Raw genomic sequence first — 21,635 nt, forward strand, 5'->3', positions numbered from 1 at the left:
ATTCCTTCGCTTCTATTTTTTAGCTACATTAAGTGTTGGGATGCTGCGCCGGCCAGTTGGGCAAGCCGGTGAAATCGAGATACGCCGCCGCCGCTTGCGCGCTCGGCTGCGCCAGGCGCGGCACCCTGCCCAGCAGCGGCGCCGGGATGCGCTCGATCAGCGCATCGATATTTTCGTCGAGGAAGCGCATTTCCACTTCCAGCGTGTTGGCGACCCAGCCGACGACCGTCAGGCCGCGCGCTTCGACGGCTTCCACCGTCAGCAAGGCCTGGCTGATGCAGCCCAGGCGCATGCCGACCACGAGGATCACGGGCAGGTCGAGCTGCTGCGCCAGGTCGGCCGAGTCGAAACCGGGCGACAGCGGCACGCGGAATCCGCCCACGCCTTCGACCACCACGGCGTCCGAGGCGGCGGCGATTTCCAGGTAGGCGGCCAGGATGGGCACCGATTCGATGCTGACGCCTTCGAGCGCGGCGGCGATGTGCGGCGCGGCAGGCTCCTTCAGCATGTAGGGCGTCGTCAGGCTGCGCAGCATGGTGACGTTGCCGGCCGCGATCAGGCTGTCGGCGTCTTCATTATGCAGTTCGCCATCGCGCATTTCGGCGCCGGCGGCGACCGGCTTCATGCCGCAGGCGCGCACGCCGCGCGCGACCAGCGCGTGCAGCAGGGCCGACGACGTCAATGTCTTGCCGATTTCCGTGTCGGTGCCGGTGACGAAACAGGCAAAGCGCGAGGGCAGGCCGGCAATGGCCGGCGCCGGCTGCACGGCCGGCGCCAGGTCCGCCAGCACTTCCGCCACGATAGGATCATCAAGGCTCATGGCGAGTCCTTTCCAGGGTGTTGACTGCGTTGATCAATTGCGCCGCTTCCTGCGCCGTATGGCCGGCCGACAGGGTGACGCGCAGGCGCGCCGACCCCGCCGGCACGGTGGGCGGGCGGATGGCGCCGACCCACAGGCCCTGTTCATACAGGGTGGCGGCGATGTCCAGCATGTCCGCGTTCTCGCCGATGATGACGGGCTGGATGGCGGTCACCGAGGGCAAGGCTTGCCAGCGTTGCAGCTGCAGGCCGTCGTTCCATTGCGCCACCAGCGCCGCCAGGTGGGCGCGGCGCTGCCGGCCTTCCTCGCCGGCGATGATGTCCAGGCTGGCCAGCAGCGCATGCGCCAGCGCGGGCGCGGCCGCCGTGGTGAAGATGTACGGGCGCGCCTTCTGTATCAGGGTGTCGATCACGGCTTCGTGCGCGCACACAAAGGCGCCGCCCACGCCGGCCGACTTGCCCAGGGTGCCCACGTACACGAGGTAGGGCGAATGCAGGTCGAAGTGTTCGAGCGCGCCGCGGCCGTTGGCTCCCAGCGCGCCGAAACCGTGCGCGTCGTCGACCACCAGCCAGGCGCCGTATTGTTCGCACAGGGCCAGCAGCGCGGGCAGCGGCGCCAGGTCGCCATCCATGCTGAAGACGCTGTCGGTGACGACGATTTTCGTTTTTGCCGTGCTGGCCGCCAGCAGGGCCGCCAGGGCATCGAGGTCGGCGTGCGGATATACGCGCGTTTTCACGCGGGCCAGGCGCGTGCCGTCGATCAGCGAAGCGTGGTTCAGCGCTTCCGAGAAAATCTCCGCGTCCGCATCGCCCGCCGCCAGGGCCGTCAGCACGGCCAGATTAGCCATGTAGCCGGTGCAGAAATACAGGGCGCGGGCGTTTTCCAGGTTGGCGCCCACGAACGTCGCCAGGCGCTCTTCCAGCTGCGCGTGGGCGCGGCCATGGCCGCTGATCAGGTGCGACGCGCCGCTGCCGGCGCCATACAGGTCGGCGCCCTCTTTCAGCGCCGCGACGATGCGCGGATGCGACGCCAGGCCCAGGTAGTCATTGCTGCAAAAGGCCAGCATGGCGCGGCCATCGACCGTCAGGCGCGGCGCGCACGGCGTGTCGACGGTGCGGCGGCGGCGGATCAGGCTGCGCTCTTCCAGCCCTTGCAGCTGCTGTTGTAATCGGGCGATCAGTTCCATCTCAGGCCCCGATCACATGATTGAAGACGGCCAGGGTCTGCTGGCCCAGGCCCGCGATCTCCGCGTCGTCGAGGATATACGGCGGCATCAGGTAGACGGTGGAACCGATGGGGCGCATCAGCAGTTCATGTTCCAGCGCCGTGCTGAAGAAGCGGCGCGAAAAATCGGGCGCCGCGTCGACGGCGTCAAACGCCCAGATCATGCCCTGCTGGCGGAAGTTTTTTACCTTGTTATGCTGCGCCAGCGGCGCCAGCGCTTGCGTGATCTTCTCGGCGCGCACGCGGTTGGTGGCCAGCACGTCGTCTTCCTCGAAGATGGACAGCGTCGCCAGCGCGGCGCGGCAAGCCAGCGGGTTGCCCGTGTACGAGTGCGAATGCAAAAAGCCGCGGCGCACGTCGGTGCTGTAGAACGCCTGGTAGATGTCTTCGCGCGTCATCACCAGCGATAAGGGCAGATAGCCGCCGCTGATGCCTTTCGACAGGCAGACGAAATCGGGCCAGATGCCGGCTTGTTCGCAGGCAAAGAAGGTGCCCGTGCGGCCGCAGCCGACGGCGATTTCATCGAGGATCAGATGGACTTGATAGCGGTCGCACAGGGCGCGCACCAGCGACAGGTACAGCGGGTCGTGCATGGCCATGCCGGTGGCGCATTGCACCAGCGGCTCGATGATGATGGCGGCGATCTTGTCGGCCTTTTGCTGGAACAGCTGTTCCACGTCAGCGGCGGCGCGGCGCGCCACGTCCTGCGCTGATTCGCCCTCGGCCGCCTGGCGGAAGTCGGGCGACATCACCGTCTGCGTTGCCCGCAGCAAGGGGCCGTAGGCATCCTTGAACAGGGCGACGTCCGTGACGGCCAGCGCGCCGATGGTTTCGCCGTGGTAGCTGCCTTTCAGGCAGACGAATTCCTGTTTTTCACCCTTGCCGCTGTTGCGCCAGGCGTGAAAACTCATTTTCAGGGCGATTTCCACGGCCGACGCCCCGTCGGACGCGTAAAAGCTGTGGCCAAGTACGCTGCCCGTCAAGGCGGAGAGCTTTTCCGACAGCTCGATCACCGGTTCATGCGTAAAGCCGGCCAGCATCGCGTGTTCCAGCCGGTCCAGCTGGTCCTTCAGCTCCGCATTGATGCGCGGATTCGCGTGGCCGAACAGGTTCACCCACCAGGAGCTGATGGCGTCCAGGTAGCGTCGTCCTTCGTGATCATACAGCCAGGCGCCGCGGCCGTGGCTGACGGGGATCAATGGGACCGTCTCGTGGTGCTGCATTTGCGTGCACGGATGCCACACGCTGCGCAGACTGCGTTCGACCCAGCCCGATTGTTTTTCTGCTTTCAAAACTGCTCCAATGATATTGCTAGCCCATGAGCCAACTCGGCTTGCGCTTGTCGAGGAACGATTGCACGCCTTCGCGTCCCTGCTCCGAGGCGCGGATCTGCGCGATGCGCTCGGCGGTGTCCGCCAGCAGCGCCTCGTCGACGGGTTGGCCGACGATTTCGCGCACCAGCGTTTTCGCTTGCGCCACGGCGTGCGGGCTGTTGCCCGTCAGCGCTTTGAGCACCTCGGCCGTTTTCGCGTCCAGCGCGTCTGCCTCGACTACCTCGTGGGCAAAGCCGATGCGCAGCGCTTCCTGAGCGGAGAATCGCTCGGCGGTCAGGAAATAGCGGCGTGCCGCGTTTTCGCCCATGGCCTTGATGACATACGGTGAAATAGTGGCGGGAATCAGTCCCAGCCGCACTTCGCTCAGGCAGAAATGCACGTCTTCCGCAACCAGAATGATATCGCATGCGGCGACGAGGCCCATGCCGCCCGCATAGCAGTCGCCCTGGACCTTCGCCACCACGGGTTTCGGACACAGGTAAATCGTGCGCAGCATCTGCGCCAGCTGCAGCGCGTCGGCCTGGTTTTCGGCATGCGTGTAGCCGGCCATCTTCTTCATCCAGTTCAAGTCCGCGCCGGCGCAAAAGGCGGCGCCATTCGCGGCCAGCACGATGGCGCGCACCATGTCGCTGCGTCCCAGACCCTCGAAGGCGCGCGCCAGTTCGGCGATCGTCGTCTCGTTGAAGGCGTTGCGCACGTCCGGGCGGTTCAGGGTCACGGTGGCGACATTGCCTTCGATGACCAGCTTTAAGGTTTCAAATTCCATTATCTTCTCCCTGAATGCCGCTTACATGCGGAATACGCCGAACTTCGTGTCCGGGATTTCCGCGTTCAAGGCGGCCGACAGGCCCAGGCCCAGCACCATGCGGGTGTCGGCCGGGTCGATCACGCCATCGTCCCACAGGCGCGCGGTGGCGTAGTACGGGTGGCCCTGGTGTTCGTATTGCTCCTTGATCGGCTGCTTGAAGGCCGCTTCCTCGTCCGCGCTCCACTGCCCGCCCTTGCCTTCGATGCCGTCGCGCTTGACGGTGGCCAGCACGGATGCGGCCTGGTCGCCGCCCATGACGGAAATGCGCGCATTCGGCCACATCCACATGAAGCGGGGCGAAAACGCGCGGCCGCACATGCCGTAATTGCCGGCGCCGAAGCTGCCGCCGATGATCACCGTGAACTTCGGCACGGCAGCCGTCGCGACGGCCGTCACCATCTTGGCGCCATTGCGGGCGATGCCCTCGTTTTCGTATTTGCGGCCCACCATGAAGCCCGTGATATTTTGCAGGAAGACGAGCGGGATCTTGCGCTGGCAGCACAATTCGATGAAATGCGTGCCTTTCAGGGCCGATTCGGAGAACAAGATGCCGTTATTGGCGATGATGCCGACTTTTACGCCATAGATGTGCGCGAAGCCGCAGATCAGGGTGGTGCCGTAGCGGGCCTTGAATTCGTCGAAATCGCTGCCGTCGACGATGCGCGCGATCACCTCGCGCACGTCGAACGGTTTGCGCGTGTCGACGGGAATCACGCCATACAGTTCCTGCGTCGGGTATTTCGGCTCGACGGAGTCGCGCAAGGCCATCTGCTGCGGTTTTTTACGGTTCAGGTTTGAGACGATGGTGCGCGCCAGCGACAGCGCGTGCAAGTCGTTCTGCGCCAGGTGGTCGACCACGCCGGACAAGCGCGTGTGCACGTCGCCGCCGCCCAGGTCTTCGGCCGTCACCACTTCACCCGTCGCCGCTTTCACGAGCGGCGGGCCGCCGAGGAAAATCGTGCCCTGCTCCTTGACGATGATCGATTCGTCGCTCATGGCCGGCACGTAGGCGCCGCCCGCCGTGCAAGAGCCCATGACCACGGCGATTTGCGGAATGCCCTTGGCCGACAGGTTCGCCTGGTTGTAGAAGATGCGGCCGAAATGGTCGCGGTCGGGGAAGACGTCGTCCTGGTTCGGCAGGTTGGCGCCGCCCGAGTCGACCAAATAAATGCAGGGCAGGTTGTTCTGGTCGGCGATTTCCTGGGCGCGCAAATGCTTTTTCACCGTCATCGGGTAATACGTGCCGCCCTTGACGGTGGCGTCGTTGCAGACGATGACGCATTCCTGGCCCGAGACCCTGCCGATGCCCGTGATGATGCCGGCGGCCGGCGCCGCATCGACGCCCTTGGCGTCCTGGTACATGGCGTAGGCCGCCATCTGGGAAAACTCGAGGAAGGGCGTGCCGGGATCGAGCAGCATCTGCACGCGGTCGCGCGGCAGCAGCTTGCCGCGCGCCAGGTGCTTGGCGGCCGCCGCTTCGCCGCCGCCGGCCGCGATTTTCTCCACCTTGTCGCGCAAATCGTCGACGATGGCTTGCATGGCCGCGGCATTGGCCTTGAAATCTTCACTGCGCGGATTGAGTTTGCTTTCGATGTGCGGCATTGCGGTTCCTTTTTATTATCGCCCGGTCTCTCGGGTCGCGCTATTCGGGAAAACTGCCGTCGAGATAAAACCAGCGCAGGGCGCCACCATCGCCCTTGTCCGCCTCGCGCACGAAGCGGCTCACTTCATGCAGGCGGTGCGCGCGGCCGTTGACCTTGTAGCGGGCCACGAATTCCACGCTGTCGCGCTGTATCTCTTCGGCTTGATCTGCTGATTCTGCTTTACGTTGACGTAAACGTAAAGCAGATTTTACCTCAAGTCCCAGCCAGTGGACTTTTTCTTCGTCGGCGAATAAGGCGTCGGCGGGACAGGTGCTGGCGTGCCAGGTGGCGCGCAGATAGGGCTCGTCGCGCAAGGTGAAGGCCGTGTAGCGCGAGCGCATCAGGGCTTCGGCCGTGGGCGGCAAGGCGTCGCCCGCGATATACGGGCCGCAGCAACTGGCGTAGGAGGCGCCGCCACAGGGGCAGGCGGCAGAGGTCGCGGGTGTGGGCATGCGCTGGCAGACAGGAGAACTGAAAAGTTCCGCAATTATCCGCCATAAAGGCAGCGGCGCGTGCGCGCCACCTTGGGCAGCTATTTTTTCGGGCTGAGGAAGTCCAGCGCGAACGGCGGCGCCTTGTTCTGCATCAGGTCGGCCAGGATGCGCGCCGTGCCGGCGGCAAAGGTAAAGCCCAGCGGACCATGGCCCACGTTGAGCCACAGATTGCCGACTTTGCTGGCGCCCACCAGCGGCGCGCTGTTCGGCGTGGCGGGGCGCAGGCCGGCCCAGGCCGTGGCCTGGTCGTAATCCGCGCCGCGCGGCATGGCTTCGCGCGCCAGCCGCGTCAGGCCGGCGATGCGGTTCCAGTCGATGCTGTTGTCGGCGCCCACCATGTCGACCATGGCGGCCACGCGCAGGTCGCCGCCTATGCGCGCATACAGCACCTTGCGTTCGAAATCCGTGATGCTGATCTCGGGCGCCTGGTCCTGCGCGCGGATGGGCGCCGTCAGGCTGTAGCCTTTCAGCGGGTACAGGGGCAGGTAGATGCCTGCCGTGGCGGCCAGGTCGCGGCTCTGGATGCCGGCCGCCAGCACATAGTGATCTGCTTGCAACAGGCCCAGGCTGGTGTCGACGCCCGTGACCTTGCCCTTGTGCGTGACGAGGCGGCGCGCCTCGCCTTTCAGCAGGAGGGAAAAATTCGGGTGCTGCAGCAAACGCGCTTCCAGGGCCAGGCAAAAGGCGTGGCAATCGGCCACGGCTTCTCCTTCGGTAAAGATACCGCCCGCCAGGGCACCCTGCAGGGCCGCCAGCGCCGGTTCGCGCTGCACGGCTTCAGACGGCGACAGGACGACGCGCGCCTCTTCCGACTCGGGCCGGGCCACGGCCCGCTGAAAGATGGCGGGCGTGCGGTAGACGATGAGTTTACCTGCATCGCGCCAGGCATACGCTTCCGGCGGTACCGTCAATTCCAGCTGCGCCATGCCGGCGCGGCTCCATTCTCCCAATTGCAGCAGCTTGGCCGTCGTGCGGGCATTGCTGGCGCTGTTGCAATTACGCAAGAAACTGGCCATCCAGCGCCATTGGCGCCAGTCCGCCTCGGGACGGAAGCGCAACGGACCGTCTTTTTGCAGCAGCCACTGCAGGGCTTTGAAGGGCACGCCTGCGTCCGCCAGGGGCGCCACATAGCGATAGCTGAGCTGGCCGCCATTGCGGTAGCTGGCGGCGATCGCCACTTGTTCATTGCGTTCCAGTACAGTGACCTTGTAGCCGGCCTCGGCCAGCCACCAGGCCGATGTCAGACCGACGATGCCGCCGCCGATGATGATGACTTGTTGCTGCATGTTGCCTCGCTGCGTTGCGCTCCCATGGTGCGGGAGCATTCGGGAAGAGCTTAGAGGCTGGCTGGTCGGGGAGCCAATGAAACATCATGGTGCAGCCATAACTTTCAGGAATGCACTGTTTCAGTGCAAATTATTCATGCTTGTCAATCGCACCACGGTATAAGGTGGTGAGTATCAATTCCTCGCTGCGGCCCATGGCGGAATACGTGCCCGGATAGCGTTCGGGATCGCTGCCCGTGCCGCCCACCAGCATCACCATGCCGTTCCGGTTCTTGAAATCGAGCACGAAGGCGGACACCAGGCCATACGCGTCGCCCAAATGGCCCACGGCCGTGAAGCTGGCGCCCTCGACCAGGCCGTTGCCCTGCCCCGCCACCGCGTCGAATTGCTGGTTGCCCAGCCCCCAGGCGCGGTACAGGCCCCGCTCGCTGTCGCCATTGCTGGCGTCCGGCGCCAATTGCCATTGCCGGCCAAACATCAGTGCGATGCTGGCCGGCTGCAATAGCTGCTGATCCTGGTAGCGGCCCCCGTCGAGCAGCATTTGCATGACCTTGCCCAGTCCCGCGGCGGAAATGCGCAAGCCGCCCGTGGGACTGAAGACGGTGGCGTTGCTGCCGATCACATAGCTGGCCATGCCGGCCGGTGGACGCTGGTAAAAATCGTCGGCCTGGGCGATCCATGGCCCGTGCGGCTGCCACACTTCCGTCTCCAGCGTGCGCTTGCGGTACAGGGTGGCCGTATTGGCCACCTCTTCCGGGGAAAAGGCGGCCGGGTTGTAGCCGCCGCGCACATCGAGGGGATCGAGCAGCAGGCGCCGCATCAGCAAGTCGAAGCGCTCGCCCGTGACTTTTTCCATCACCGTGCCGATCACACCCCAGTTCAGGTTGGAATACGTAAAGTAGCGGCCCGGCGCTGCGGCGCGATCCCACATGCTGTCGCCGCCGGCCGTAAACACGTCGCGCAGGCTGCGTTCCGGTCCCCAGGCGTAGCCGCCCGCGTCGCGCAGCGAGGAAGTGTGGCTGAGCAAGCTGCGCAGGGTCAACGGTTGCTGAGGGAAATGCGGGTTGCGCAGGGAAAAGCCCAGATAAATGCCCACGTCCTGGTCCAGGCTCAGCTTGCCCTGCTCGACCAGGCGCATCAGGCCCAGGGTGGTCATCATCTTCGAGACGGAAGCGATGCGGAACAGGGTGGCCGGCGTCACGGGCAAGCTGTCCGCCGGCGTGGCGGCCATGTGCCGGCAGCCAAATTGTTGTTGATATGACACCTTTCCATGGCGGATGGCCAGCACGGACAGGCTGGCCAGCGGGTGGGCCGCATCGTCGACGATGGCGGCCAGCGTGGCATCGAGCGCGCGCTGCCCTACGTTTTGAGAGACCAAGTCGCTGCCGCTGCCGGGCGGGGCGGCCAGCGCGCTCCAGGTCGTGCCCAGCAGCAGCAAGCCCAGTAAACCCGTCATTTTATTGTGCATGTTTCCCTGTTATCCGATGTGGTGGAGGCGTCACCAGCATAGGGCGCGATGGTTTACATGGCTAATGAAAATTGCTTATTTATCTATAATACAAAGCTATACGTACGGTAAAACATTGTTTTTTTAAGTGTATAACCGTTATTTATGGTCATTTTCCATTTATTCATGGGTGGACGGGCTACGCGCAGGCGCCATCGCTATTACACTAGGAGGACAAGGAGAACTGTATGAGCCAGACCAGCGTAGAACTCAAGGTCGATTTAAATGACAATTCGCCTTTATATATGCAGATCGCCCGCAAGCTGAGCGATGACGTACGCAACGGCCGCTACCAGGTAGACCAGGCCCTGCCATCCGAACGTACCCTGTCCGAACTGCTTGACGTATCGCGCGTGACTGCCCGCAAGGCCATCGACCAGCTCGTCGAGCAAGGTCTCGTCGTGCGCCGCCGCGGTTCGGGCAACTATATTGCCCCGCGCATCGAGCAGCCGCTGTCGAACCTGTCGAGCTTTTCCGAGCAGCTGCAGCAGCGCGGCTACCGCCCCGGTTCGCGCTGGCTCAAGCGCGAAGTCGTCATCGCCAGCAGCGATGAGCAGCTGAGCCTGGGCCTGGCGCAGAACACGAAAGTGGCGCGACTGGAGCGCTTGCGCCTGGCCGACGACGTCGTGATGGCGTATGAAGTGAGCGTGTTGCCGTTCAACGTGGTGCCGGACCCGGATACCATGGGCGACTCGCTGTATGAATACTTGAGCAGCATCAAGAAGGCCCCCGTGCGCGCCTTGCAGCACATCCGCGCCATGAATGCGACGGACGTGCTGGCCAAGCAGCTGGGCATCCCCGATGGCCAGGCCGTGCTGTTCATCACGCGCATCGCCTACCTGGAGTCGGGCGAAGCGGTGGAACTCACGCATTCGTATTGCCGCAGCGATCATTACGATTTTGTGGCGGAAATGCGCCGCGCTCCGTAAATCTACTGCTCGAGCAGGCGGATCATGGATTCCGCCACGTCGACGGACGATTCCCAGCTCATGCCCGTCACCAGCCGGCCGTCGACCTCGACGTGACTCTTGCCGTTGGCGCCGTGCCTGAATATGCCGCCATGGCCCTTGATGCTCGCTTCTGCCGAAAAGGGATAGGCCTTGTATACCGGCGATTCCTTGTTGAGAAACGCATCGGGGAACGAGGTGAGCACCTTGCCCTGGATCAGGAAAGTACCGTCACGCAGCTTCAGATTCTTGATGCCCTCGGTGCCATGGCAGATGGCCGCGATCACCCCGCCCTGTTGTTCGTAGATACGCAAGGCGATGTCCTGCAGCGGCTTGTTGTCCGGGATGCCGACGATGGCCGCGCCGCCGCCGACGAAAGCCATGCCCGCATAGTCGTCTGCCCGGACCTCGGCGACGGGCTTGGTATGGGCCAGTGCCCACATGAAATCACTGTCGTACAGATGCTTCTTGAGCAGCTCGTCCGACGTGACGATCATTTCCAGGGGAATGGCGCCCCCCTCGGGACTGACGAAGTCGACGGTATACCCTGCTTTGCGAAAGACATCATAGGTATACGCGATCTCCGGAAAATTATTGCCTGCGTTAACCTTTGTGCCGGGATATTGATGCACATTCGACACGACCAGCAGCACCTTGCGCGCCTGGCGCGGGGCTGCTGGCTCGCGATCTGCCGACTTGCTGATGATCTTCCAGTTGCCGGCGATCTTTTTCAACAGAAAGACATCCACATAGCGCACCCCTTGCTGGGGAATGTGGATCTCGGCCTTGGCCGTGGCCACCTTGCCGCTCACATCCACCTTGATCAGCCGCCCGTGGCGCCCATTGAATTGCCCTATTTTCTCTTGGGAGAAGAGTTTGGCGTATTCCGGACCGCTCAACTCCCATTCCGCATCGTTTTTGCCGTCCAGGTAAAGGCGGGCATTGGCATAAAAGGCCTGGTTGATCTCGCTCTGCACGTTAAAGCTGGTGCCATGCATATACAAGCGCACGGTTTCCCGGATGGCATTTTCGTCCTGGTCTGCGGTTGCGGCGGTGCCGACGGCGGTGATGCTTAACAAGCAACAAGCGAGTATCGTTCGCAATAAAAACTGAATCATGGATGTACCCTGCATGTAGAACTGCGTTTATCGGAGCAACGACTATTTCAGATCGCTGGTGGTCGATAATTTAGCGAAATGCAGGGGAATTGATGTCGCCAAACATGATTTCAGACTCCGGAATGGCGATTCCGGAGTGGTTTTACGCGGAAATGGCCCTGGCCGCCTGGCTGGATTGGGCCCGGAAGCTGGCGGGAGTCTGGCCAGCCACTTTCTTGAAGGTCGAATAGAAGGTGGAACTGGAATTGAACCCGCAGCGCTCGGCGACGCTATCCATGTTCCATTGTGGCTCGTCCGTCAATACCTGTTTCGCCTCGGCGATACGGTATTCGTTGACGTAGGTCGTGAAGCTCTTGCCCAGCTTGTCATTCAATACCTGCGACACCTGCGCCTGCGTGCATCCCGCCCGCTTGGCGAGTTGGGCCAGGGTCAGGTTCGGATTCAGATAGGATTTCTGCTCGCTCATCTGTTGTTCCAGCGCGGCGAGCACGGCAAGTGTATCTTCGTGCGTCAGGCGGCTATTCCGGTACTTTTGCTGCGGGTCGGCAGGCGCCAGGATTTCCTTTCTCAGCAGAAAGACCATCACCGCCACATGCAGCGAGAAGGTGAACGACAAGGCGCCGACAATATAGGACGTGAACGGCGTGCTCGCGTAGGCCGCCAACATGAGACAACTGCCTGCAAAGACGCTCAGCAGGAGCACGCTGCTGGTCGCCATCCGCTGTCCCTCGTTCCACCATGCACGGCGGCTTTGCCACAGCAGCCTGGCGGTTGCCAGCAGGTAGCATAGCCAAAACACATGAATGGCATGGCTCGACTGGTTCCATACAGCACGATACGCGGAATATGGAAAGGCAACGCCAATGCCGATCAGCAGGAAGGACAAGCCCAGATGCCAGCGCCATGCTTGTCCGGCAGGCCGTTGCGCCAGCCCGGCGATGAAGGCGCGTACATAGAGATAGGTCAAGGGACCGATCAGCAGGCAGGCCGACAGGCCCAGCTGGCGGAATTCGATGGCGATCGCAGGGTTGAAGTAGAGGAAAGCGGATTTGGCGGTGCGCACCCCGACGGCAAGCAGCAATGCCCCCAGCATGCAGTCGGCGAGGCAGCGGGGCCGGCGGCTGAAAAAATAGACGGCCAGGAAAATGCCGTTGATGGCGCCGAGGGCGCTAAACAGGAACAGCAATTGGCGAGCGATCATGGGGCGTGTCGTGGTTTAGGGCGTCGAACTGAAGTATAGACATAAACGGGTCTAAAACTTGCCTCTGGGCCACTGAATGAACAAATTCAGCAACTGGTTTGCCGCCGTAGCGAGGTACGCCTAGTTGCACAGGCCATAAACTCCCGTTATGCCCGCCTGCCATCCTTTCATGGTTGATCCCGCTCGTTGGTATTAAACTGGTTTCACGGTCAACCATGTTCTGAAATCATGTTGAAAACTGAAACCCCGAGCCGGCGGCATCCGGACCTGGACCTGTATCCGGTGGAGCAACTGGTGGCGGCGCTGGTCGACGACCAGTTCTGGGCCGTCGAAGCCGTCCGGCTGGCGTCGCCCGGCATCGCTGCCGCCATCACGGCTGCCCTGCCCCGCATCGCGGCCGGCGGACGCCTGCTGTACGTGGGCGCGGGCACGTCGGGACGCCTGGGCGTGCTCGACAGCGTTGAACTCAATCCCACGTTTTCCTGGCCGCCCGAGCGGGCCGTCGCCATCCTGGCCGGCGGCGCGGGCGCCATGTTCACGGCCGTCGAAGGGGCGGAAGATGATTTACAGCAAGGTGAGGCGGACTTGCTGGCCCTGCAGCCGCAGAGCAATGACGTGGTGATCCTGCTGGCCGCGTCCGGCGCCACGCCGTATGTGCTGGGTGCGCTGCTGGCCGCGCGCAAGGCGGGTGCCTTGACGATCGGCATCGCCAACAATGTGGACGCCCCCGTGGCGCACGAGGCGCAATGCGGCATCGTGCTCGACACGGGCATGGAAGTCATTTCCGGCAGCACGCGCCTGAAGGCGGGCACGGCGCAAAAAATCACCTTGAACACGATTTCCAGCGCCCTGATGGTCGGTTTGCACAAAACTTACGGAAACTTGATGGTAGACTTGAAGCCGACCAACGCCAAGCTGATCTGGCGGGCCGTGCGTCTGACCATGCACGCCACCGGCGCCAGCGAAGTGCAGGCCAGGACCGTGCTGGAGCAATGCCACTATCACGTCAAGGTGGCGATTGTTGCCTTGATCAAAAAAATCAACACAAACCAGGCACAGGCATTGTTGGCCGGCGCGGACGGCAGTGTGCGGGCGGCACTGGCGGCGTGATCCGATGGCGCGGCATTCTTCTGTCTGGGAGACAAAGAAGGATGTATGGAGCTTGTGAAACAAACCGCCCCGGCGCGCGCGAATAAGCCGTCAAATAAGCCGTGGCTGTGGATCCCTTCCCTGTATTTCGGCCAGGGCATCCCCTATGTTGTTGTCATGACACTGTCCGTGATCATGTACAAGAACTACGGTTTTTCCAATACGGATATCGCGCTGTATACGAGCTGGTTGTATTTGCCCTGGGTTATCAAGCCCCTGTGGTCGCCCTTCATCGATATGTACCGCACCAAGCGCTTCTGGATCGTCGGCTTGCAGCTGGTGATCGGCGCCGCGCTGGCGCTGGTGGCCTTGACGACCTCCCTGCCCCATTTTTTCCAGATCAGCCTGGCCATCTTCTGGCTGATGGCTTTCAGTTCCGCCACGCATGATATTGCCGCCGACGGCTTTTATATGCTGGGGCTGGAAGAGCACCAGCAGGCGGCCTTCGTCGGCGTGCGCAGCACGTTTTATCGCCTGGCCATGATCGCCGGCCAGGGCGGCCTCGTGTACCTGGCCGGCTATCTGACGCATGCGACGGGCAATGTGCAGCTGGCCTGGTCCGTCGTGTTCGCCATCCTGGCGGGCCTGTTCATCGCCCTCTTCCTGTATCACTATTTTATTCTGCCGAAACCGAAGGATGACCGGCCCAGCATCCAGGGTGCCGGTATTTCTCCTCTGCAAGAGTTCGTCGCCACCTTTGCTTCCTTCTTCAAGAAGAAGGATATTCTCGTCATCCTGGGCTTTTTGCTGCTGTTCCGCCTGGGCGAAGCGCAACTGTTGAAGCTGGCCGCACCCTTCCTGCTCGACCCCGTCGCCAAGGGCGGCCTGGGCCTCAGCACGGAACAGGTGGGCCTCGTCTACGGCACCATCGGCGTCATCGCCCTGACTCTGGGCGGCTTGCTGGGCGGATTCATCATTTCCCGCTTCGGCTTGAAACGCTGCCTGTGGATCATGGTGCTGTCCGTCCACTTGCCCGACCTGGTCTTCGTTTACCTGGCCACGGCCTTGCCCAGCAGCATTTATGTGATCGCCGGCGGTATTGCGTTGGAGCAATTTGGCTATGGCTTCGGTTTCGCGTCCTACATGCTGTACATGATCATGGTCTCCGATGGCGCGCATAAAACGGCCCATTACGCCATTTGCACGGGGTTCATGGCCCTGGGCATGATGTTGCCGGGCATGGCCAGCGGCTGGATACAGCAAATGCTCGGTTACCAGCATTTCTTCATCTGGGTGTGCATCGCCACCATTCCCGCTTTCATCATGGCTGCGCTGGTCAAGATCGATCCCGAATTCGGCAAGAAGGCCGAGGCCTGATTCTTTTGAACGGTGCGCCCGCAAGGATGGCGGGCGCACAGTAAAATGCCCCACCGATAGACCTGCGCTCCACCACTGCAAGGAATTGTTTTGTTGTCTACTTTTAAAAAACGCCTGGGCGCCAGCGCCGGCGTATTGGCCGCGCTGGCCACCGCCACATTGCTCAGCAGCTGTACCAGCACCAAGCTGCCTTCCGCAGTGACGCCGGGTGAAGCGGGTTTGCCGGCCGTGCCGCCCGTGCAGCACATCACGGGCGAAGTGCCGCCGCCGGCGCCGCGCGAGTTCCGCGCCGCCTGGGTGTCAACCGTGGCGAATATCGACTGGCCCAGCCGCAGCAATTTGCCGGTCGCCAAGCAGCAAGCGGAAGCGCTGGCCATCCTCGACCGCGCCAAGTCCTTGAATTTGAACGCGATTGTGCTGCAAGTGCGGCCCAGCGCCGACACGATATATCCGTCCCAGCTGGAGCCGTGGTCGGAATACCTGACCGGCAAGCAAGGCCAGCCGCCGTTGCCTTTGTATGACCCGCTGGCCTTCTGGGTTGCTCAGGCGCATGCGCGGGGACTGGAATTGCACGCCTGGTTCAATCCCTACCGTGCCCGCCACGCGACGGCCAAGTCGCCGCTGGCGCGCGACAGTTTCGCGTCCACCAACCCGGCGTCCGTCAAACAATACGGCCGCTACCTGTGGATGGACCCGGGCGACGCCGCCGCTTCCAAGCACACGACGGACGTGGTGCTCGACGTGGTGCGCCGCTACGATATCGATGGCGTGCACATCGACGATTACTTTTATCCGTATCCGATCGACGCGCCAGGCGCCGGCGCCGGTGCGGAAACAGCCGCGCTGGACGCGGGCAATGGCGGCGCCAAGCGCGAACTGCCGTTTCCCGATGAGCCTTCCTGGCAGCAATATCTGCTGGCTGGCGGTCAGCTGGATCGTCCGTCCTGGCGCCGCCAGAACGTCAACCAGTTGATCGAAGCGTTATATACAGGCATTCACCGCGAAAAGAGCTGGGTGCGCTTCGGCATCAGCCCGTTCGGCATCGGCCGTCCCGACCGCCGCCCTGCCGGCATCGTCGGCTTCAGCCAGTACGACAAATTGTATGCGGATGCGGAACTGTGGCTGGCCAAGGGCTGGCTCGATTACCTGTCGCCGCAGCTGTACTGGCCCGTGGCGCAGGCGCCGCAAGCATTTGGCGTGCTGCTCGACTACTGGCTGGCGCAAAACCCGTATGGCCGCCACGTGTGGCCGGGTTTATATACGAGCCGCATCGACAATTCTGCCAAGTCCTTCACGCCGCAAGAGATCATCAAGCAGATCGAAGTGACGCGCACGCGCCCCGGCGCGAATGGACAAGTGCATTTCAGCATGGTGCCGCTGATGCAGAACCGCAAGGGTGTCAGCGACCAGCTCAAGGCGACCGTGTATCAAAGCCCTGCCCTGATTCCCGCCACGCCGTGGCTGGGCAAGGAAGCGCCCGGTACGCCTGTGCTGGCCTTGCGCCGCGATTCCACCAGCCTGAACGTCAAATTGGCGGCGGGCGGCGGCAAACCCGTGGCGCAGTACGCCGTCTGGGCCCGCTACGGCGAAGACTGGCGCTTTACCGTGGTCACGGGCGTGCAGGGCGAACTGACCCTGGTCGACGATGCCACCGGCAAAGTCAATGCGGTGGTGGTCAGCGCCGTGGACCGCCTCGGCAATGAAAGCCCCCGCGTCACCGTGCGCGAACCGTTTGCGGCCCCCGCCAAGTAGTTGCTGAGCGTTTATCCGTAGTCCATAACCTGCAGGCATGAAACATGCGCAAGCTTTCATGCCTGCAAGCTCCGCTTGGCTTTACACTCATGCCATGATTTTCTCCCCTGCAACCCATATTGATACTGCCGTGCTCGGGCTGGGCATCGACGCGGGCGGCACGCAGACGCGCTGGGCCCTGGCCAACGGGGACGGCGCCATCGTGGCCGACGGCGTTGTGGAAGGCTTGTCTGCCTTGCAAATGAGCAGCGATGCGGGCCGCGCAGCCGTGCACGCCACGTTTACCCGGCTGTGCCAGGCCGTGCTGGCTGTCGGCCAGCCCCGCGCCGTGGTGGCGGGCTTGACGGGTTTTGGCGGCGACGATGCGGCGCTGGCGCCCATGCTGGCGCAATTGCTGGCGCTGGATGCCGGCGACGTGCGCTTGGGCAACGATATCGATATCGCCTATCGCGACAGTTTTGAACCCGGAGAAGGTTATCTGGTCTACGCTGGCACGGGCTCGATTGCCGCCTGGATCGATGCGGACGGCGACTTTCACCGCGCAGGCGGGCGCGGCGTGCTGCTCGACGATGGCGGCGGCGGCTACTGGATCGCGCGCGAAGCCTTGCGCCACATCTGGCGCCGCGAAGACGAGGCGCCGGGCAGCTGGCAAGAGTCTCCCATGGCCGAGGCCGTGTTTGCGCAACTGGGCGGCAGCGACTGGTCGCTGTCGCGCGCCTTCATGTATGGCCAGGACCGGGGCGCCATCGGCCGCCTGGCGCTGGCCGTGGCTGCCAGCGCGGATGCCGACCCGCTGGCGCTGGATATCTTGCAGCGCGCGGGACAGGAATTGGCGCGCCTGGCGCTGGCCTTGACGGCGCGCCATGGTACGCGCCCCGTCGTGCTGGCGGGCCGCGCGGCGCAGTTGCACCCGGCCATCGCGGCTGCCATGCGCGCCGCTTTGCCTGTATCGTTGACGCTGGAACAGAAAGTTGCCCGTCCACATGAAGCGGCGGCCAGGATAGCCGTCAAGACACAGGCCAGCACTGAACATTTTATTAACCCGAACACGGATCTTTCATGAAAAAAATCGCCCTCGCCCTGCTGGTGGCCCTGCTCTCCGCCTGTACCACGCCCGCGCCGCACCTCGACCACAGTTTGACGGCGCGCAGCCAGAGCCCGCGCGTGAAATTCATCGTCATCCATTACACGGTCAGCGACTTGCCCCGCTCGATCAAGATCCTGACGGAACAAGTGGTCAGCAGCCATTATTTGCTGACGGACACGGACAAGCCGAAGTTTTACGTGCTGGTCGACGAGTCGCGCCAGGCCAATCACGCGGGTGTGAGTAACTGGAAGACTTATACACAGTTGAATGTCAGCTCGATCGGCATCGAGATCGTCAACCCAGGTTACAAAGATACGCCGGAAGGCCGCCTCTGGTATCCGTTTCCCCAGGCACAGATCGATGAACTCATTCCCCTGTTGAAAGATATCCAGGCCCGCTACAACATCGCGCCGGAAAATATCCTCGGCCACAACGAGATCGCCCCCCAGCGCAAGCAGGATCCGGGCCCATTGTTCCCTTGGCGCCAGCTGGCCGATGCGGGCTTGATCGTCTGGCCGGACGCCAACCGTGTCGCTACGCAGCGCCTGATTTTTGAGCAGCAAGTGCCGGATGCCGTCTGGTTCCAGAAAAAGCTGGCCCAGCACGGTTATGCGACGCCGACTACGGGCGTGTTCGACGAAGCGACGCGCAATGTGCTGATCGCTTTCCAGATGAAATACCGCAACAAGCTGTTCGATGGCACGCCCGATGGCGAAACGGCGGCCCTGCTGGAAGTGCTGACGACGCCGGCCCCGGCTGTTGCAACAAAGTAGCATGACCGTTCCAGCCCATGACTTTTTCTTATATGCTGAACATTGACGGCCCTGGCGGCCACGGCAAGGTAAAGGAATAGCTCATGCGGTTGCGTCATATCGAAGTGTTTCACGCCATCATGCAAGTTGGCACCATCAGCGGCGCCGCCCAGGTGCTGCATATCTCGCAGCCGGCCGTCACCAAGGTCTTGCAGCATTGCGAGTTGCAACTGGGCATGCCGCTGTTCGAGCGCGTGCGGGGCAAGCTGTACCCGAAACCGGAAGCGCACCGCCTGTTTGTCGAGACGGAAAAACTCAACCGCGATTTATTGGGCATCCGCCGCCTGGCGGCCAGTCTGAAGGGCCACGCGGTGGAAACCATCCGCCTCGTGTCCACGCCGACGATCGCCATCAGCGTCTTGCCGTTCGCCATGACGGAGTGGCGGCGCGACTTTCCCCACACGCGTTGTCAGCTGGCTACCCACCACACTGGCGAGATCGTCAATACCTTGCGTCTCGGCGAAGCGGACCTGGCCGTGTCCCTGCAAGACCCGCGGCATCCGGGTATCGTGGCCGAACCGCTCGCGCATGGCGTCATGACGGTGATCGCCCCCGCCGGCACTTGGCATGCGGCCGATTGCGGCACGCCCTTGACGGCGCATGGCCTGAATGGCGAGCTGATCGGCCATGCCGACAACGATCCGCTGGGCGAACTGGTGGTGGCCGCCTGCGAAGCGCAGGACATTCACCCCGTGTTTTCCACCGTGGTGCAAACCTATCAAATTGCCCGTTCCCTGGTGGAAGCGGGCGCCGGCATGGCCGTGGTCGACCCGTTTACGGCTGCCTCCGGCTCGCCCGAGCGCCTGCAGCGCCGTCCCTGGGCGCCGGCTATCCCCATCCAACTGTATTTATTGACGGCCAGCCACTCGCCGCTGTCGCATGGCGCGCGGCGCCTGGCCGACAGCATCGGCGTGGCGGCGCGTAATTGCCTGGAAAGAGGAGTCTGATGTCTGTTGTAAGTTTGCAATTGGAAGCGGTCGGCAGCGATCCGCAATTTCGCCACCTGAGCAGTATCGCCGGCATCGCCGTCGACTTGCGCTATGCCACGCCCGACAATTTCGTCGGCCGCGACTTATACAGCCCCATCGATTGCGCCTGGCTGCACCGCGATGCGGCCGCCGCGCTGGAACGGGCCGTGGCGTGGCTGGCCGCGCGGCGCCCCGATCACCATTTATTGGTGCTCGACGCCTTGCGCCCGCAACGGGTGCAGCAGCAATTGTGGGACGCGTTGCAGGGTACGGAGTTGCTCGGTTATATCGCGGAGCCGTCGCGCGGCTCTATCCACTCGTTCGGCATGGCGCTCGACATCACTATCGTCGGTCCGGATGGCCGGGAACTGGATATGGGCACAGGCTTTGACGACCTGAGTGAGCGCTCGCACCCGGCGCTAGAGCTGGTTTTGCTGGAAAAGGGAGAAATTACGCAGGAGCATGTGGCACATCGCCGATTGTTGCGCGACGCCATGTTCCAGGCGGGCTTCTTCGGCATTAACAGCGAATGGTGGCATTTCGATTGCGGCGACCGGGTGCTGGTGCGCCAGACCTACACCCGGGTACTCTAATTAAAAGACCTTTAATCCCTTCAGCATCACGATCAGGATCAATACGGGCGAGACAAAGCGCAGCAGGAACAGCAGCACATGCGCCAAGGTTGTATTGTGCAACTGGCCGTGATTGCTGATCGCCTCGATGAAATGCTGCTTGCCCCAGGCCCAGCCGGTAAACAAGGCAATCGCGATGCCGCCCACGGGCAGGAAGATATTCGACGAGACAAAGTCGAACAGATCAAACATATTCAAATCGAATAACTTGAAGTCCGCCAGGGTGCTGTTACTGAGGGCGCACACGGAACCGAGCACGGCCAGCAGCAGCATGGTCACGACGGTGGCCTTGGTGCGCGCCCAGCCAAAGCGTTCATGGAAAATGACCACGGGCACTTCCATCAGCGACAGCATCGCGCCCGTGGCGGCCACGGCGGCCAGGATGAAGAACACCACCATCAGGGCTTGCCCCATGGGAATTTGCGAAAACACGGCAGGAATCGTGATGAACACCAGCGACGGCCCCGCACTGGGAGCGAAACCAAACGTGAACACGGCGGGGAAGATGGCGATACCGGCCAGCATCGATACGCCGAGGTCGGCCGCCATCACGCGCAAGGTGGTGATGGGGATATTCTGGTCATCGCGGAAATAGCTGCCGTACGTCATCATCGTGCCCATGCCGACGGACAATTTAAAGAAGGCCAGGCCCATGGCCGTCAGCACGACGGACGCCGTCAGTTTGGAAAAATCAGGACGGAACAGGAAAGCCAGGCCTTCACCTGCTTTATCGAGCGACAGGCTGACCGCGCACAGCAGGAGCAGCAGCAGGAACAGCAGTGGCATCAGTTTCTTGGCAATCGCCTCGATGCCCTTGGTCACGCCCAGCATCAATATGCCGCCGATAAACAGCAGCACGCCCCATTGCCACAACAGCGATTGCAAAGGATTGCTTATCAGGGAGGCGAAGGCCGCTTCCGTCACCAGTTTGTCGCTGCTGAGGATGGAACCGTCGATGGCTTTGGCGATATAGGCAAACACCCAGCCCACCACTTCCGAGTAAAACGCGACGATCAGGAAGGCGGCCACCATGCCGATGACGCCGACCAGCCACCAGGGCTTGCCCTTCGGCGCCAGCTGTTCCATGGTCGAGATCGGGTTGACCTTGGCGCGGCGTCCCAGGGTGATTTCCGCGATCATCACGGGCAACCCTACTAATAAGGTGGCGAGTAAATAGATGAGCAGGAAACCGGCGCCGCCATTGGCGCCCGTCAGGTAAGGGAATTTCCAGATGTTGCCGAGACCGACTGCGGAACCGAGGGTGGCGGCGAGCACGCCGAAGCCAGTGGTAAAGCCAGCTCGTTTCAGGGTCAGGCCTGATCCTTGAGCTTGTTGTTTCATGGTGAATCTTCTATGGATGGACGCGAATGTGCGCTGAGGGGGCGAAATTGTAGCAGTTGGCCGCAAATACCCCGGAAAAGCCTTGCTACTCCCGGGGCGCTTTGCTATAGTTCGCCTCCCCAATGAGACGCACTGGTTTGCGGCACAAAAGGGACAGCCTTCCGGGGCTGGGTAGTAGAAAAGAAGGAGTTGACG

The 21,635-nt window shown here is 62.6% G+C and carries 19 protein-coding genes; 8 read left to right on the forward strand and 11 right to left on the reverse strand.

From position 1 onward, the window contains the following. Positions 1-28: 28 nt before the first annotated feature. From bioD to NCG91_RS10930, 8 genes are all read right to left on the reverse strand, one after another. Positions 29-820 (reverse strand): dethiobiotin synthase, encoded by a 792-nt coding sequence (gene bioD, locus NCG91_RS10895; RefSeq protein WP_099666035.1) that lies wholly within the window; start codon positions 818-820, stop codon positions 29-31. Continuing rightward, positions 810-2,006 carry an 8-amino-7-oxononanoate synthase gene (bioF, locus tag NCG91_RS10900; RefSeq protein WP_251349684.1) on the reverse strand — a complete coding sequence of 399 codons (1,197 nt, stop codon included), beginning with the start codon at positions 2,004-2,006 and terminating at the stop codon, positions 810-812. The genes bioD and bioF overlap by 11 nt, the downstream gene beginning before the upstream one ends. Before the next feature lies 1 nt (position 2,007). After that, positions 2,008-3,336, reverse strand: a complete 1,329-nt coding sequence (gene bioA / locus NCG91_RS10905) for an adenosylmethionine--8-amino-7-oxononanoate transaminase (RefSeq protein ID WP_251349685.1) — start codon at positions 3,334-3,336, stop codon at positions 2,008-2,010. Between the two features lie 19 nt (positions 3,337-3,355). Beyond that, positions 3,356-4,144, reverse strand: a complete 789-nt coding sequence (locus NCG91_RS10910) for an enoyl-CoA hydratase/isomerase family protein (protein ID WP_251349686.1) — start codon at positions 4,142-4,144, stop codon at positions 3,356-3,358. A 21-nt stretch (positions 4,145-4,165) separates the two neighbouring features. Continuing rightward, positions 4,166-5,788: a carboxyl transferase domain-containing protein gene (locus tag NCG91_RS10915; protein WP_251349687.1), complete on the reverse strand. Its 1,623-nt coding sequence runs from the start codon at positions 5,786-5,788 to the stop codon at positions 4,166-4,168. 40 nt (positions 5,789-5,828) lie between these two features. Then, positions 5,829-6,281: a YchJ family protein gene (locus tag NCG91_RS10920; protein WP_251349688.1), complete on the reverse strand. Its 453-nt coding sequence runs from the start codon at positions 6,279-6,281 to the stop codon at positions 5,829-5,831. Between the two features lie 80 nt (positions 6,282-6,361). Beyond that, positions 6,362-7,648, reverse strand: coding sequence for a D-amino acid dehydrogenase (locus tag NCG91_RS10925; protein ID WP_285817096.1), 1,287 nt, complete (start codon positions 7,646-7,648; stop codon positions 6,362-6,364). A 91-nt stretch (positions 7,649-7,739) separates the two neighbouring features. After that, entirely contained in the window at positions 7,740-9,077 is a 1,338-nt protein-coding gene (locus NCG91_RS10930; protein ID WP_251349690.1) for a serine hydrolase domain-containing protein, read from the reverse strand. Between the two features lie 227 nt (positions 9,078-9,304). Here NCG91_RS10930 and NCG91_RS10935 point away from each other — a divergent pair, with 227 nt between their 5' ends. After that, entirely contained in the window at positions 9,305-10,045 is a 741-nt protein-coding gene (locus NCG91_RS10935) for a GntR family transcriptional regulator (protein ID WP_251349691.1), read from the forward strand. A 2-nt stretch (positions 10,046-10,047) separates the two neighbouring features. On the opposite strand, the gene NCG91_RS10940 is transcribed toward NCG91_RS10935, so the two are convergent. Beyond that, on the reverse strand, positions 10,048-11,181 hold the full coding sequence (locus NCG91_RS10940; RefSeq protein WP_251349692.1) for a nuclear transport factor 2 family protein: 1,134 nt from the start codon (positions 11,179-11,181) through the stop codon (positions 10,048-10,050). A 142-nt stretch (positions 11,182-11,323) separates the two neighbouring features. Beyond that, positions 11,324-12,382 carry a helix-turn-helix transcriptional regulator gene (locus tag NCG91_RS10945; RefSeq protein ID WP_251349693.1) on the reverse strand — a complete coding sequence of 353 codons (1,059 nt, stop codon included), beginning with the start codon at positions 12,380-12,382 and terminating at the stop codon, positions 11,324-11,326. Between the two features lie 228 nt (positions 12,383-12,610). Here NCG91_RS10945 and NCG91_RS10950 point away from each other — a divergent pair, with 228 nt between their 5' ends. From NCG91_RS10950 to NCG91_RS10980, 7 genes are all read left to right on the forward strand, one after another. Then, the gene (locus NCG91_RS10950) at positions 12,611-13,492 is read left to right on the forward strand and encodes an N-acetylmuramic acid 6-phosphate etherase (RefSeq protein ID WP_251349694.1); all 882 of its coding nucleotides are present in this window, start codon (positions 12,611-12,613) and stop codon (positions 13,490-13,492) included. 45 nt (positions 13,493-13,537) lie between these two features. Next, a complete protein-coding gene (locus tag NCG91_RS10955) occupies positions 13,538-14,848 on the forward strand; it encodes an MFS transporter (RefSeq protein WP_251349695.1) in 1,311 nt (436 codons plus the stop codon). 90 nt (positions 14,849-14,938) lie between these two features. Beyond that, on the forward strand, positions 14,939-16,600 hold the full coding sequence (locus tag NCG91_RS10960) for a glycoside hydrolase family 10-like protein (protein WP_251349696.1): 1,662 nt from the start codon (positions 14,939-14,941) through the stop codon (positions 16,598-16,600). Between the two features lie 94 nt (positions 16,601-16,694). After that, positions 16,695-17,663 (forward strand): BadF/BadG/BcrA/BcrD ATPase family protein, encoded by a 969-nt coding sequence (locus tag NCG91_RS10965; protein WP_251349697.1) that lies wholly within the window; start codon positions 16,695-16,697, stop codon positions 17,661-17,663. Beyond that, on the forward strand, positions 17,660-18,460 hold the full coding sequence (locus tag NCG91_RS10970) for an N-acetylmuramoyl-L-alanine amidase (protein WP_251349698.1): 801 nt from the start codon (positions 17,660-17,662) through the stop codon (positions 18,458-18,460). The genes NCG91_RS10965 and NCG91_RS10970 overlap by 4 nt, the downstream gene beginning before the upstream one ends. An 83-nt stretch (positions 18,461-18,543) precedes the next feature. Further along, positions 18,544-19,446: a LysR family transcriptional regulator gene (locus tag NCG91_RS10975; RefSeq protein ID WP_251349699.1), complete on the forward strand. Its 903-nt coding sequence runs from the start codon at positions 18,544-18,546 to the stop codon at positions 19,444-19,446. Then, positions 19,446-20,060: a M15 family metallopeptidase gene (locus NCG91_RS10980; RefSeq protein WP_251349700.1), complete on the forward strand. Its 615-nt coding sequence runs from the start codon at positions 19,446-19,448 to the stop codon at positions 20,058-20,060. The genes NCG91_RS10975 and NCG91_RS10980 overlap by 1 nt, the downstream gene beginning before the upstream one ends. On the opposite strand, the gene NCG91_RS10985 is transcribed toward NCG91_RS10980, so the two are convergent. Further along, entirely contained in the window at positions 20,061-21,440 is a 1,380-nt protein-coding gene (locus NCG91_RS10985) for a sodium-dependent transporter (RefSeq protein WP_251349701.1), read from the reverse strand. It abuts the gene before it with no gap. Between the last annotated feature and the right edge of the window lie 195 nt (positions 21,441-21,635).

The organism is Janthinobacterium kumbetense (assembly GCF_023703445.1).
GTDB classification, from domain to species: domain Bacteria; phylum Pseudomonadota; class Gammaproteobacteria; order Burkholderiales; family Burkholderiaceae_D; genus Janthinobacterium; species Janthinobacterium kumbetense.

What these genes read in the sequence shown, in the direction of transcription:
- bioD (WP_099666035.1), bottom strand. Translation starts at nt 820, where the DNA reads ATGAGCCTTGATGATCCTATCGTGGCGGAAGTGCTGGCGGACCTGGCG.
- bioF (WP_251349684.1), bottom strand. Translation starts at nt 2,006, where the DNA reads ATGGAACTGATCGCCCGATTACAACAGCAGCTGCAAGGGCTGGAAGAG.
- NCG91_RS10910 (WP_251349686.1), bottom strand. Translation starts at nt 4,144, where the DNA reads ATGGAATTTGAAACCTTAAAGCTGGTCATCGAAGGCAATGTCGCCACC.
- NCG91_RS10915 (WP_251349687.1), bottom strand. Translation starts at nt 5,788, where the DNA reads ATGCCGCACATCGAAAGCAAACTCAATCCGCGCAGTGAAGATTTCAAG.
- NCG91_RS10920 (WP_251349688.1), bottom strand. Translation starts at nt 6,281, where the DNA reads ATGCCCACACCCGCGACCTCTGCCGCCTGCCCCTGTGGCGGCGCCTCC.
- NCG91_RS10925 (WP_285817096.1), bottom strand. Translation starts at nt 7,648, where the DNA reads ATGCTCCCGCACCATGGGAGCGCAACGCAGCGAGGCAACATGCAGCAA.
- NCG91_RS10930 (WP_251349690.1), bottom strand. Translation starts at nt 9,077, where the DNA reads ATGCACAATAAAATGACGGGTTTACTGGGCTTGCTGCTGCTGGGCACG.
- NCG91_RS10935 (WP_251349691.1), top strand. Translation starts at nt 9,305, where the DNA reads ATGAGCCAGACCAGCGTAGAACTCAAGGTCGATTTAAATGACAATTCG.
- NCG91_RS10940 (WP_251349692.1), bottom strand. Translation starts at nt 11,181, where the DNA reads ATGATTCAGTTTTTATTGCGAACGATACTCGCTTGTTGCTTGTTAAGC.
- NCG91_RS10945 (WP_251349693.1), bottom strand. Translation starts at nt 12,382, where the DNA reads ATGATCGCTCGCCAATTGCTGTTCCTGTTTAGCGCCCTCGGCGCCATC.
- NCG91_RS10950 (WP_251349694.1), top strand. Translation starts at nt 12,611, where the DNA reads ATGTTGAAAACTGAAACCCCGAGCCGGCGGCATCCGGACCTGGACCTG.
- NCG91_RS10955 (WP_251349695.1), top strand. Translation starts at nt 13,538, where the DNA reads ATGGAGCTTGTGAAACAAACCGCCCCGGCGCGCGCGAATAAGCCGTCA.
- NCG91_RS10965 (WP_251349697.1), top strand. Translation starts at nt 16,695, where the DNA reads ATGATTTTCTCCCCTGCAACCCATATTGATACTGCCGTGCTCGGGCTG.
- NCG91_RS10970 (WP_251349698.1), top strand. Translation starts at nt 17,660, where the DNA reads ATGAAAAAAATCGCCCTCGCCCTGCTGGTGGCCCTGCTCTCCGCCTGT.
- NCG91_RS10975 (WP_251349699.1), top strand. Translation starts at nt 18,544, where the DNA reads ATGCGGTTGCGTCATATCGAAGTGTTTCACGCCATCATGCAAGTTGGC.
- NCG91_RS10980 (WP_251349700.1), top strand. Translation starts at nt 19,446, where the DNA reads ATGTCTGTTGTAAGTTTGCAATTGGAAGCGGTCGGCAGCGATCCGCAA.
- NCG91_RS10985 (WP_251349701.1), bottom strand. Translation starts at nt 21,440, where the DNA reads ATGAAACAACAAGCTCAAGGATCAGGCCTGACCCTGAAACGAGCTGGC.